A 14,089-nucleotide genomic window follows, 5' to 3' on the forward strand; every position below is an offset into this window, starting at 1 on the left:
TCCAGCCTCCTTTAGTCTTTCTTTACACTATTATCCGGTAATTGTGTCCACTGCCATCCCTCATCTTCATCATAATCGAAATGATTGGTCACTCCGTAGCCCGGATTCAATCCGTGGTCATATGTATTATCAAACTCCACTGTTACGATTTCATCCGCACTGATTTCTGCTGTCTGCTGTGGCTCACTTACCAGTCTATAACCAGCCCCACTATATACCTCTGTCACAGTAACTTTTGCACCTGCCGGAATATGATCTGCAATTGCCGCTTTCGTTCCTGCCGATGAATGTGTGGTCGATACTACATTACTGTATACCGTATTACCATTTTCATCTACTGCTTCTATCGAAAATACAAAAGTTACCTCTTTCATTGTCTCATTATAGTTATCAAGATTTTTCTGTATAAGAAGACTTCCATACCGTGGAGAACGTTCCGGTTTTAGATTTGCTGTAACCTCGTAAATCCATTTGTTTTCTGCGCCTGCAGAATGAAATGCCTGATTATCCGGCAACGCAATCAGACCTGGATTAAAATTATACTCATAAAAACCGGTTGATGCAGTTTCAACCACAACAAGATATATCCCAGAATTCAGTTCTTTCTCTCCTGTTCCATCCGTAATCGTGCATTCTGTATCCGGGGTTTTATCCGAAGCGAGCTCCGCTGCCTTCGCTGTCATCTCTTCCCATGTAACATCTCCATTTACCGCATCTTTTAAAGAGAGGGATTTAAATTCTGATGTTTCGCTGTACTCTCCTGCTGCATCCACAGTCGCTACCTGATATATTTTAGCATGCAGTTCCATCCCATTCAGTTCTTCCGTATATTCTTCGCCCTTCGGCACAGATAAAGTCAAAGTACAAGGTTCTGCCGGATCTATTACATTGGTGGCATATGCAGATGCCACATGTAATCCTGCTGCTGCCAAAAACAACGTCAGTAATCCCGCAATATACCCTTTCTTTATTTTTAACTTTTTCATTTTCCACCCTCCTTAGAACCTCTTGAAACTTTTCTATCTCGAATAATCTTTATCAAAACTGTAATCAGAATTGCTGCTGCAACTGCCAGTATTGCATATAACATATAATAATCTTTCACCGTCTGAAGCATAGATTCATTGGCTATTGCCTTCTCATCATCCTCTCCATTATACGGGACACTGTGACCACGCACCAGCAGTCTATGGCTGTTTACACCATATGGGGTGCAGGTGAAAAGTGTTACATAATCTTCCCCTTCGACATTCTTCATTGCCTCTGTCAAAGTATCCGTATCATCCTTTTCTACCATCGGCAGAATCTGATCCACTTCATATGCAAGCACCTTATCCAGTACATGCACATAGAATTTATCACCTTCTACAAGCTGGTCAATATCGGTAAAAAGTTTCGCACTTGGCAGTCCGCGGTGTGCTGCCAGTACACTATGTTTTCCCTTACCACCAACCGGAAGACTGGTTCCGGACATATGACCTGCGCCAATCTGTAATACTGCCTCCGAAGTTCCATGATAAATCGGAAGTCTCTGTTCTATTTTCGGGATGGAAATATATCCCATAATCCCATTATCTCCCGGATTTAATACGGACCAGTATTTACTTTCTCTCATATTCTGTTCTTCCTGTGAAAATGCATCCCCATCGAAGGTATTATTACCTATCTGGGAATTATATTCCTCTGCCATCTCCCAGAGCTTCTGATAGTCTACTTCATCCATATCTGCAACAGTTTCTTCATAACTGGCAATTGCCCTGCTCTGATGGTATTTATTCCATTGATCTGCCACAGTCGGATATGCAAAGATTCCCAGTCCGACCAGGAAAACCAGTCCAAGCAGAATTCCAGGTAATTTCTGCTTCCATTTCTGTTTCATTCCCTACTCCTTTTTCCTCTTCCAGCTAAACCGCTGCCAAATCAAAAGTCCCAGTAAAATCCAGAACAGTAATATAATCGCAACTACAATTGCAACTGCAGAAGTATTGACAAGATATCCATCTGCCGTCACAAAGTTACCGCTTTCCTCCTGTGAAATCCGCTCACCCCTTACCAGCAGCCGATGAGAATTGATTCCATATGGAGTGCAGGTCATTAATGTACAATAATCTTTTCCCTCTTCAATTGTAAGATCATTAATTTCCTGTGGTTCTACAATTTTAATCTGATCCACCTGATAAGTCAGTTTGCGATCCAATACGGTAACGGTAAAGGTATCTCCTGCTTCCATTTTATCCAGATTTGTAAAAAGTCTTGCAGACGGAAGTCCTCTGTGTGCAGAAAGAACACTATGTGTGCCTTCTCCTCCAACCGGCAAACTACTGCCCTCTAAATGGCCTGCTGCAACCTGTAATACTCCTTCCGAAGTTCCATGATAAATCGGGAGTTCCACACCTAACTTTTCAATTGTAACATAACCCATGATGCCGGTGCCAGAAATATCAAGAATGCTGTTATAATCGCCTGCCTCTGCATAATTCAGAAATGGCCGGTTCACATCCTTTAATTTTTCATTGTAGGTATCAGCTTTTTTTAACATTGTGTCTTTTTCTTCTTCTGTCAGTGATTTTACGGCATTACTATAAGACGCAACGGCTCTTGACTGGACTTTTGAATTCCAGTAAGAACTAATTGGCGGATACAGCATCACGGAGAGACCTATGATAAAAACAAACACTAACATTACATTCAGTTTATCTTTCTTAAATAATTTCTTTAATGTCCTCTTCATAGATTTCTCCCTAATGCTGTCAAAGTCCCAGCGAGCGGGAATTTTCTTCCAGTCTCGTTCGTGTATAAATCGGCGGTTCACCGGGAATTCCCGGTGAATTACCGCCGTTCATCTTAAAATTCTAGTTTTTTGCAGTACGTTTTCTTGTGATTAACAATACAGCTGCTACAATCATGATAATTGCACCTACGGTATAGAAAATCTTAGTACCGATACCACCGGTTGCAGGAAGTTCAGTTCCACTTAAGTTCTGTACATCCGTGGATACAGCACCTGTTCTTAAAGTTGCTGTAAAGATTGCTTCTGTTCCTTCTGAAACAACCTTTCCAGAAGCATCTTTTACTACTAATGTCTTTAATTCCGGATTATCTGATGTTGTATCATAGGTTGCTTCTACTGAAAATACAAGATCATCTGCTTTATTATATCCTGCCGGAACAGTTGTCTCAACCAATTTATACCGGCCTGCATCTACACCTTTGAAATAGAAGGTTGTTACTCCTGTAATCTCATTTCCAACTGCAACATAATCACCTGTAGTGCTGTCTAATTTGTAAAGGGTAAATCCTGCACCCTCAAGAGGAGCATTGTTACCGTCTACCTTATTTGCAATTAAATTATATGTAAATACAATAACTTTATCTTCTGGAGTTACACCTGTGCCATCCCCATAAGGATTGTTGCTGTATTCCAGTTTGGATACGTTGGTGTTTCCACCTTCACCGATTACTGCATTTTCATTCAGTTTTGCGGTGTAATTTACAACTACTTTACTTCCAGCTTTTACTGCTTTGATATTCTTTAAATCTGCAAAACGAACTTCAAAAGTGCAGCCATCATCTAAATCTTCTGTAACTACTTCATAGCCGGTTGTTACTGCTGTTCCGTCCACTGTTACAGTTACAGAATCTGCATTGAAAGTAAGTCCGTCAGACATGGTATCATGGAATGCATAATAATAACTTCCATATTTATCATATTTTGCATCTACCGTACCGGTTAACTGGAATGGTACGTTATCTCCGATATCATAATCTGCTGCATCCTGCCAGTCACTCTCTGCACCGGTAGAGTCATTTTTCTCTTTTACTTTCTTTTCAAGTTCCGGTCTGTCTTCCTTTGTTGTTACAGTTACGCTGTCATTTCCAGCTGTGTCTAACATAACAAGGGAATAGGTATCACCTTCATCACCTGTTTTTGTTTCTGCAATCAGGTAATAACCCTGATCAACACCGCTAAATTTATCATCGGATGTTTTTGCTTCCGGCTCTAATGTCTTGATTTTTGCAAATACTGCATCTGCAAATGCACGAATACCATCTGCATCTAATCCTGAAATGTAATTAATTACATCCTTATCTTCTGTTTTTCCTGTTACTTCTTTCAATGCTGCTGCATACTTATCATTTAATGTGTATGCAAATTTTCCTTCACCACCATCTGTAGCATTCAGTAATCTGTATGCCGCATATTCAGAACCTGCTGCGCCATTTGTAATTGTAATGTCTGCTGCATAAACAGTAACACCCATTGCGAATGCCATAACCATTGCAACCATTGCTGCAAAAAGTTTTTTCAATTTTTTCATCTTCTTTCTCCTTCTTTGACCTTTTAATATATTTGATACCTGAAACGGATTTCCTCAAAAGGGGGCTTTATATGCCTGCACCCCTTTCTCTTTTCCGTCTCATCCGGTATCCATACAACAGGGATGACATAAGCATAATTGCTGCACCACCTATAGTATAAACAGTAGTACCTGTTCCTCCCGTTGCCGGAAGTTCATAACCGTATTCCTGATTCTTAACCTGAATCGAAATACTATCAAGATTATCATAATAGGTAAAGGTATATTTATTTTCTTTGCTTAATTCTGTACCCTTCTGACCTATTCCAACTAACTCATAACCATTTACCAGTTTTTCTTTCACCGTGTAGACCTGACCATCTTCCAACGCTTTATTACCATTCTGGTCTGTAATGGTCTTCAATGCAACCGATCCACCCTGGCATACGGCAAATTCTGTAATATAATCAGCTTCATCCGTTGAGTCACCTTTATATAATACAAAAGTAAAGGTTTTCATCTGATCATATGGAAGTTCATTTCCATATGCATCCAGAACGTCTTTCTCAATTACCGGTTTCTTATAAATCTTTACTCCGACCTTCGGAGGCTCTGCCCGCAGTGTTTTTTCATTTCCGTTTACTTCTGCCGTATACTGGTATGCGAAGCTGTTCCATGCAGTCTCACCCGGGTTTGCATTCTCTCCTACTACTCCATTATATTTCACGGTAAGAATACAGCCCTTCTTTAATGCAAAGGTATCTGCCATCTTTATACGGAAGGACACATCATCTGACTGCCAGAAGGAATGCCACTGTTCTGTTGAAGTACCCGACATATCAGCTTCAGTAAAGCTTACCAGATTTGAAAATTCCACAAAATAATCCACGCCTTCTTCCAGCTGCCGTTTTGTGCCGCTCTCCTCAGTTACCCAGAGTTCCAGTCCTTCGGCATATGCAACAGAGAATTCACTTCCTCGTTTTTCTTTCTGGTTCAGTACTCCGGTATCATTTATATGTGGCATACTGTCTACAATAACCATCTGTGTAAAGGAGTTATTGCTGACATTTTCAATATTGTTGGTGTAAATCACATCTTTTCCATCTTCATCCAGATAAATGTAATTCTTTCCTTCCAGTCCAAGATAGCCGCTTCCCCGGTTATCTGAATTACCGGTTTCCTCTACCGTTTTCCATGAGAATGAACCATAATCACCCAATGCATAAACGCAATCAGAAGCTTTTACTCCAATATATTTTCCACTGTCATCCGTCACCAGTTCTCCCGTTTTTACACTGTTATCATCAAACGGATCATCCGGCAGGAGATATGCAGTATTTTCATAAATCTTGTTCTCATATACTGTATTTCTGGTATATACCGTAAACTCCGCTTTTCCACCTGCAGGAATCTGATATTCTTTTCCCTCCAGATACAGTGAAAACTCGTGGGTCGCATTATCCGGTATCAGCTTCCATACTTCTTCAGACAAATCATACTTATGAAGTACATTATCATCCTCATCATAAATGGTCAGTACAAAAGCATTTTTGTCAAGTCCCAGGTGAAGGGTTTTATTAGTTGCCTCTTCTTTCGACAATATATGGAACGGAGACTGAACAGAATCTTTCATTGTATAATCGCAAATTGGAATGGTTCCATCGTTGCGTAACTCCAACAGCCACTTTGTCGTTACATTCGGCTGTATATTGTCCTTCTCTTCCAATTCAACAGCATCTTCCACATTTTTACCAGATGGTATATAGGACACTGCTTTCTTGGTAATTCCCGGAACAATTACATCCTTTGGTGTTATCATTACAGATGACGAAATAACACGCTTTTCTCCTACAATTCCTTTATCTTCCGATGTGCCGTTATTCTGTCTGGAATCATCCCTGGTTCCTCTCATTGTAATGTCATTCGGATTCTCACGATATTCCACATCCTTATCTACCAATAAATCCACGGTATTGGTAATTGGAACATCTAATTCCACGTCTTTACTTACCTTGCACATCACAAAGAATGAAAGATTCTTTCCTGCCGGCAAATCATAACCTTTGCCCTCGGCTCCAATCGTAAAGGTAACCATATGATTTTCCTTATCATCATTGGTCATTGCAATGGTAACATCCCTTACCAGACTTCTGCCATCGATATTGGTTACCTGCGCCATGTTCCAGTCGTTTGACTTAATTGGTTCACTATAACTCTTTTCAATCTGAACCGGAAGCGTATATCCCAGGCTCGGACGTATTCCAACATATTCCAGACCATCCGCCATATGATCTTCCAATGTATCAATATGAACCGGATCTTCTCCTGTATTTGTTACTGTAATATTGTAAATCACATAATTTCCGAGATAATTTCCTTCATTTACACTCTTAGAGAATATGGACTTATCTTTTAACTGGCTGGTCTTCCACTGATGGAACTGATCCAGAATTGCCCACACACTCTTCTGCACATCCACTGCCTGATCCAGTTTCTTTTTTCCTTCCGGCTCCCCTTTTACCGTTACTGTATCCTTCATTCCGTTTACGGTTGCACTATTGGTATAAGTAAAGGTTCCCGTCTGTTCATTCTCTTTATCATCCATATAAATGTAAGCATTGAATTCTTTTTCAATCACTTCACCCGGTGACATGGTGCCAATCTTCCAGATTAAACGGATTCCTTTATGTGCACTGATATTTATTCCATTGCTCTTGCCAATCCAGTATCTCTTTATCTGCACATATTCACCATTTATCTTTGTATAATAAGTTCCCCAGTCAGATGTATTTTCTACATACTCTTTCCAGCTGATACCAGCCTCTACCAGTTCCTCATCATTCTTTGGATATCTGGAATTTAACGTTCCTGCCTGCTTTGCCTTATAAATCTTGTATTCATCCGAAGGAAAGACATGATATGGCATATCATCTGTCAATGACAGTCCGCCTTTCTTATATGCGGCATCTCCATCAGCATTTGTAATCGTTATGCTGTATTTAAATAATTCCTCTGCTTTAAAGGTTTCTCCACCTTCCCCGCCATTAACCTTCTTATCTACGGTAATTGGATTTTCCACTTCAATGGTTTCTCCGGTGCTTTCGCCGGATGAGTTGCTGGTGATATGATTTACAAGGTCATAATCCGCTGCTTCCGGCAATTCATTCAGGTCTACCTTACATACATATTTAATCGTTACTTTCTCTTTGGCATTCAGTCTGCCCAAAGAAAATGTCAGCTTCTTGCCATCCACCTGAAGTCCTACATAGCGGCTGCCGCCTACTGCATTGGATGACTCTGCCACGAAGTCCGTTGCACTTTCGGTTACCTGATTTCCATTCTTATCTATGATATATTGGAACACCAGTCCCTTTGGCAGCGTATCCTCTAAAATCTGTTCAATGGTTTGATAGTCTTCTTTATTTTCGATAGTTACAGTATAAGTAACCAAATCGCCATTTTTTACATTTTTCTTATCACTGCTCTTGTCAATGGTAAGCTCCGGTTTCTTATAAATAACGGTAATGGTTGAATCTTTGCCTTTATAGGACGCTTTGTTGTGAATGGAGGTATTGTTTGGATATTTTGCCAGTTCCTCCTGGCTCTTCACATTAACCGCAAATGTAAATTCTGCTTTCTCACCGGCTTTCAATGTACCCGGTGCCCAGCTTATTGTGCGGGTTTCTTCGTCATATTCCGCGCCCTGATTCCGGATTGCCTGTATCTGCTCCGCAGTCAGCACCAGATGCTCCGGCAGTTTATCTGTCACCTTATAAACGCTTCCATCTGAAGCTTCTCCTTTAATCGGATTGTTTCCAGTATTTTCTACCGTAATCGTATAATTAATGGTATCACCGGCAATTACTTCTTTCTTATCTGCCGTCTTAACAATTTTAAAGTCCTCTTTTATTTCCGGTCTTGACTTTACATCTGCGGATAATTTTGTGTGATCATATTCTTTATAAGGAACAGATTCAAAATCAACATGATTTGTAATTACATCCTCTTTTACTTTTTCTGCGGCTACTGTAATGTAATTATCTGTTAATACTAATTTTGATACATCCAGACTTGCGCTTACATTCAGATGCTCCTGTTCTCTTGTTGGCACACCATCTGTCATATACTGGTTCGGCACACTAATCTTATATGTAACGGTTTTTCCATCCAATGTCAGGCTTGTAACGGTTCCTCCCTGAAGATCAGTAAACTGGAAAATCACATTTCCATTGCTATCCACAACGGAAACACCATCTTCACTGACCTTGGTTCCTTCCGGAAAGCTGATTCCATCCGGTAATGTCAATACATCGCTCAACTCTACATGGTCTGTCCAGATTGCTCCCGTATCACCAACGCCACATGGATTCATACTGTTTGCAGTGATTCTATAATCTAATGTTCCTTCCAGCTTATTGATCTTTCCATTCACCGGAATAATTTCCTTACTGACAGTTTTTTTCAAATCCTGCCAGAGATTCGTTCCATGCCAGATCAATTCTGCCGGTTCAGAAATCACATCATTGTCTTTCTGATCCGGAATCTCCGGTGTCAATGTTACCTTGGAATCTTTTTCCATAATTCCATTTAAGGAATTAAACTGCAAGTCGAAGGAAACGGTTGAACCTGCAGGCGGTTCAAACTCTATGTAAGTCTCATCATCCTCTTCTACCAGTTTTACTTCCAGTGTTTCTTCTGTTGTTTCACTGACCGCTTTATAGGTAACCTGCATAACATCACTTTCTTCAAAACCGGTCAATGTAACTCCTTCCGGTAAATCACTAATCCGGATACGAACCGGTACCAGCTCTGTATCTGTCGGATTTGAGTTGGTTGCACTCACGGTTGCATACAGAATCTGTCCATTTTTCCCATCATCCGGACTCTTCTGTGAAACGCTCAAGTTAATACGCTCACTAATCGTGCCTCCGGCTGACGTCTGCTCTGTTTCCTTATTTCCTGTTGCTGCAAGTCCCGGAAGAATCAGTCCCCAGACTACACCCACTGCCACAAGAACGCAGCATATCCCCAGTAAAATTTTTGTTCTTCTGCGGATTTTTCTCTTTTCTTCTGCTTTCTTTACATGTTTTCTTACATTTTCCTGCATATCCCTATCTCTCCCTATTTAAGGAATCCCATTTTACTCAATGGCCAGAATCGAAAAGCCACCTTTCCAATTATCTGTTCTTCTGCCACACACCCAATGGCTGAACTCCGGCTGTCAACCGATACTGAACGATGGTCTCCCATCACAAAATATTTGCCTTCCGGCACCTGATAAGGAAAATCAATATCACATTCCCCTAAATCTTTCTTTATTGCATATGGTTCATCTAATTTTTCACCATTTACATATACATTGCCGTCTTCGTCTATATCTATGTAATCACCTGCAGTTCCTATGACCCTTTTTACAAGAATCTTACTCTGATAGTAAAAGCCGATGATATCTCCCTGTTTGATTTTTGTGGTTTTCTTTATTACTACCAGTTCACCATTCTCTAATGCCGGTTCCATGCTCTTGCCCGAAACCTGCAATACCGGTACTAATCTTGTTGCAATCAATACTGAAATTGCTGCCACCACAAGCAGTATTCCGAGTGCACTGAAAAGATGCTGCTTCTTCTCTCTGTGAGCCTGTTCCGCCCGTATACTTTGAAGTGCCACATCTAATTCTATTTTCTTGTCCTTATTCCCGTCATTTTCTTCTGTAGTTTCCTGCAAATCCTTCTGGAGTCCCTCTATAATTTCAATCAACTCCCAGCGTTTCAGCTTGCGGAAATCCTTATCTGCCACAAACTGCACCCCCTGTTATTCTTTTGCTGCCCTTATTATGACCTTCCCCTGTCTTTTCATGCATGTGATTTTTCTTTTGTGTTGAATGTAAGTATATATATTTTTTGTATAGAATTATGTCATATTCTGGCATATAGATTTGATTTTTTCAAATGAAATAATCAGACTAATTTTCGTCTTGAAGATTATATTTTCTTTTTTTCAATGAGTCAATACTTTCTATCAAAAATGAACCAAAAGTACCACAAAATCTCTCAAAAATTGTGTCGTTTTCAGGATTTTTAATTTGATATCGTTCTTATAAAGTAAAAAAAGAGACGTAACTTACACTTCTGTAAATTACATCTCTTTTATTTTACCTAATCGTCAGATTCTTCTGTCCAATCAGCTAATCTTATTTGTAAAGTTCAACTAATCTTAACAGATGTTCATAACGAGCCTTTGCAGCTTCCTCAGATGCTTTGAACAGTTTTTCTGCTCTGTCTGGGAAGGAACGTGTTAATCTGCTGTAACGTGTCTCGTTATTTAAGAAATCCTGGTAAGATCCATCACCTGGCTTAGAAGTCAATGTGAATGGGTTCTTTCCTTCTGCTTTCAATGCCGGGTTGTATGAGAATAAGTTCCAGTAACCTGCTGCTACTGCTTTCTTCATCTCATCCTGGCAGTGGTTCATTCCACCCTTAACACCGTGTAACTCACATGGAGCATATCCGATGATAAGTGAAGGTCCGTTGTATGCTTCTGCTTCAGCAATTACCTTAACAGCATTTGCCATATTTGCACCAAGAGCGATCTGTGCTACATATACATAGCCGTAGCTCATAGCGATTTCTGCAAGGCTCTTCTTGCCAACTTCTTTACCAGAAGCAGCGAACTGACAAACCTCACCGATGTTAGAAGCTTTAGAAGCCTGTCCACCTGTATTAGAGTACATCTCTGTATCGAATACCATTACGTTTACGTTCTCACCGGAAGCAAGTACATGGTCTAATCCGCCGAAGCCGATATCGTAAGCCCATCCATCACCACCGAAGATCCATACAGACTTCTTAGCAAGGTAATTCTTCTTATCTAATGCATCCTTAGCATCCGGGCATCCTGCTGCTGCAGCTTTCTCTAACTCAGCAACTAACGCTTCTGTTGCAGGTGTATTAGCTTTTGTATCATTCTTAGTCTCTTCGAACTTGTCAAATGCAGCCTTTAATTCTGCGCTTGCTTTATCAGACTCAGCACATTTCTTAGCGCTTGCAATTGCCTGCTCACGAAGAACTTTCTGTCCGATTTCCATACCAAAACCATGCTCAGCGTTATCCTCGAATAAGGAGTTTGCCCAAGCCGGACCTTTCTTGGAATCTTTGTTTACTGTATATGGTGATGTTGCTGCAGGACCGCCCCAGATAGAAGAACATCCTGTTGCATTGGAAATATACATATGCTCACCAAATAACTGAGTAATCAAACGAGCGTAAGATGTCTCTGCACAACCTGCACAAGAGCCTGAGAACTCAAGCAATGGCTGATTGAACTGGGAACCTTTAACGGTATTGTCTGCCGGCATACCAGGTTTCTTTCCAACGTTTGCTACTAAGTAATCGAATACTGGCTGCTGATCTGCCTGTGATTCCTGAGGAACCATTTCGATTGCGCCTACTGGACATACCGTAATACATTCGCCACATCCCATACAGTCTAATGGGGATACGCTCATTGTATATTTGTACTCGCCAGCCTTTGGCTTTGTATCAGCAAGTTTTGTCTGCTCTGGAGCAGCTTTTACTTCTGCTTCGTCTAACATGAATGGACGAATGGTTGCATGTGAACATACGAATGCACACTGGTTACACTGAATACATTTCTCAGCATCCCATGTAGGAACGGTTACGGCTGTACCACGTTTCTCATATGCTGCTGCACCATGTTCGAACTGTCCATCCGGATTCTTTGCAAATGCAGATACCGGAAGGCTGTCTCCGTCCATCTTGGAGATTGGCTCCATTAAGTCTCTTACCATCTTAACAGTCTCAGGACGTCCGGTTAATTCCTTCGGAGTTGGATCTGCTTCTGGGTTAGACCAGGATGCTGGAACTTCAACCTTATGTACTGCGTCTACACCAGCGTCGATAGCTTTGTAGTTCATTTCTACGACAGCGTCACCCTTCTTACCGTAGGATTTCTTAGCTGCTGCTTTCATGAATTCTACTGCATCGTCGATAGGCATAACGTTTGCAAGTTTGAAGAATGCAGACTGTAAAATTGTGTTGGTACGTTTACCCATACCAATTTCAATTGCTTTGTCAATTGCATTGATTGTATATAACTGAATGTTGTTATCAGCAATGTATTTCTTTGCTTCAGCATTCAGATGATGAGCTAACTCTTCGTCTGACCACTGGCAGTTAATCATGAATACTCCGCCTGGTTTAACATCCTGGGCCATCTTGAATCCTTTGGTTACATAAGATGGGTTGTGGCATGCTACGAAGTCAGCCTGGTTGATGTAATATGGGCTCTTGATTGGCTTGTCACCGAATCTTAAGTGGGAAATTGTTACACCACCGGTCTTCTTAGAGTCATACTGGAAGTATGCCTGGATGTATTTATCTGTGTGGTCACCGATAATCTTAGTAGAGTTCTTGTTAGCACCTACAGTACCGTCTCCACCAAGACCCCAGAACTTACACTCTACAGTTCCTTCTGCAGATGTGATAGGTGCTGGCTTAACCTCTGGTAAGCTTAAGTTTGTAACGTCATCTACGATACCTACTGTAAATCTGCTCTTTGGAGCATCTTTTTCCAGTTCTTTGTAGATAGCGAATACAGATGAAGGAGGAGTATCCTTAGATCCTAATCCGTAACGGCCGCCGCATAATACAACGTCGTTTAATCCTGCTTCACGTAATGTTGTAGCTACGTCTAAGTATAATGGGTCTCCTAATGCTCCTGGCTCTTTTGTTCTGTCAAGAACAGCAACTTTCTTTGCAGTCTTTGGAAGAACTTTTAATAAGGAAGCCGATACCCAAGGACGATACAGACGAACTTTGATTAATCCGACTTTCTCTCCTGCTGCTGTTAAGTAGTCGATTACTTCTTCTGCTACGTCACAGATAGATCCCATTGCTACGATAACACGGTCTGCATCTGCTGCTCCATAGTAGTTGAATAAGTCATAATCTGTACCAAGTTTTTCATTGATTTTGCCCATGTATTTCTCAACGATAGCCGGTAACTCATTGTAAGCTGTATTACAAGCTTCACGATGCTGGAAGAAAACGTCTCCATTTTCATGAGAACCACGCATAGCTGGATGCTCTGGGTTTAATGCATGCTCACGGAATGCTTTTACAGCGTCCATGTTGCACATTTCTTTCAAATCTGCGTAATCCCATTTCTCGATTTTCTGAATCTCATGAGATGTACGGAATCCATCGAAGAAGTTGATGAATGGAACTTTTCCTTCAATTGTTGCAAGATGAGCAACTGGGCTTAAGTCCATAACTTCCTGTGGGTTTGTCTCACATAACATAGCAAAACCTGTCTGACGACAAGCATATACGTCACTGTGATCACCGAAAATATTTAAGGACTGGGTTGCAACGGTACGTGCTGACACATCAAATACACATGGAAGCTGCTCTCCAGCGATTTTGTACATATTAGGGATCATTAATAAAAGACCCTGGGATGCAGTAAATGTAGTGGTTAAAGCACCTGCTGCAAGAGAACCATGTACGGCACCTGCTGCTCCTGCCTCTGATTCCATTTCTACGACTTTAACCTGATTTCCAAAGATATTCTCCTGACCTGCTGCGGACCACTGGTCTACGGAGTCAGCCATTGGACTGGACGGGGTAATAGGATAAATAGCTGCAACGTCTGTGTATGCATAAGCTACATGAGCTGCTGCTGTATTACCGTCCATTGATTGTTTTGCTCTGGACATTATTTATTCCTCCTTATTTAAATAAAAAACTTATGTCTTATCGACCTAAATCACA

Annotated in this window: 7 protein-coding genes; all 7 read right to left on the reverse strand. The window is 40.9% G+C overall.

The genetic code is table 11. The annotated features are described in order from the left end of the window. Window positions 1-11: 11 nt before the first annotated feature. A complete protein-coding gene (locus OCV43_RS05255; RefSeq protein ID WP_118087285.1) occupies window positions 12-986 on the reverse strand; it encodes a DUF5979 domain-containing protein in 975 nt (324 codons plus the stop codon). Beyond that, window positions 983-1,879 (reverse strand): class C sortase, encoded by an 897-nt coding sequence (locus tag OCV43_RS05260; RefSeq protein WP_227701176.1) that lies wholly within the window; start codon window positions 1,877-1,879, stop codon window positions 983-985. The genes OCV43_RS05255 and OCV43_RS05260 overlap by 4 nt, the downstream gene beginning before the upstream one ends. A 3-nt stretch (window positions 1,880-1,882) precedes the next feature. After that, window positions 1,883-2,731 carry a class C sortase gene (locus OCV43_RS05265; RefSeq protein WP_118087283.1) on the reverse strand — a complete coding sequence of 283 codons (849 nt, stop codon included), beginning with the start codon at window positions 2,729-2,731 and terminating at the stop codon, window positions 1,883-1,885. Between the two features lie 121 nt (window positions 2,732-2,852). Further along, window positions 2,853-4,319 carry an isopeptide-forming domain-containing fimbrial protein gene (locus OCV43_RS05270; protein WP_022242437.1) on the reverse strand — a complete coding sequence of 489 codons (1,467 nt, stop codon included), beginning with the start codon at window positions 4,317-4,319 and terminating at the stop codon, window positions 2,853-2,855. A gap of 67 nt (window positions 4,320-4,386) precedes the next feature. Further along, window positions 4,387-9,405, reverse strand: coding sequence for an LPXTG cell wall anchor domain-containing protein (locus tag OCV43_RS05275; protein ID WP_227701175.1), 5,019 nt, complete (start codon window positions 9,403-9,405; stop codon window positions 4,387-4,389). 14 nt (window positions 9,406-9,419) lie between these two features. Then, window positions 9,420-10,094 (reverse strand): signal peptidase I, encoded by a 675-nt coding sequence (gene lepB / locus OCV43_RS05280; protein ID WP_262623581.1) that lies wholly within the window; start codon window positions 10,092-10,094, stop codon window positions 9,420-9,422. Between the two features lie 394 nt (window positions 10,095-10,488). Beyond that, window positions 10,489-14,034 carry a pyruvate:ferredoxin (flavodoxin) oxidoreductase gene (gene nifJ, locus OCV43_RS05285; RefSeq protein WP_118056889.1) on the reverse strand — a complete coding sequence of 1,182 codons (3,546 nt, stop codon included), beginning with the start codon at window positions 14,032-14,034 and terminating at the stop codon, window positions 10,489-10,491. Between the last annotated feature and the right edge of the window lie 55 nt (window positions 14,035-14,089).

The sequence above is a fragment of the Roseburia amylophila genome, assembly GCF_025567465.1.
Taxonomy (GTDB): domain Bacteria; phylum Bacillota; class Clostridia; order Lachnospirales; family Lachnospiraceae; genus Roseburia_C; species Roseburia_C amylophila.

Excerpts from the sequence above, each read along its gene's own strand:
- OCV43_RS05255 (WP_118087285.1), bottom strand. The coding sequence starts at position 986 with ATGAAAAAGTTAAAAATAAAGAAAGGGTATATTGCGGGATTACTGACG.
- OCV43_RS05265 (WP_118087283.1), bottom strand. The coding sequence starts at position 2,731 with ATGAAGAGGACATTAAAGAAATTATTTAAGAAAGATAAACTGAATGTA.
- nifJ (WP_118056889.1), bottom strand. The coding sequence starts at position 14,034 with ATGTCCAGAGCAAAACAATCAATGGACGGTAATACAGCAGCAGCTCAT.
- OCV43_RS05260 (WP_227701176.1), bottom strand. The coding sequence starts at position 1,879 with ATGAAACAGAAATGGAAGCAGAAATTACCTGGAATTCTGCTTGGACTG.
- OCV43_RS05270 (WP_022242437.1), bottom strand. The coding sequence starts at position 4,319 with ATGAAAAAATTGAAAAAACTTTTTGCAGCAATGGTTGCAATGGTTATG.
- OCV43_RS05275 (WP_227701175.1), bottom strand. The coding sequence starts at position 9,405 with ATGCAGGAAAATGTAAGAAAACATGTAAAGAAAGCAGAAGAAAAGAGA.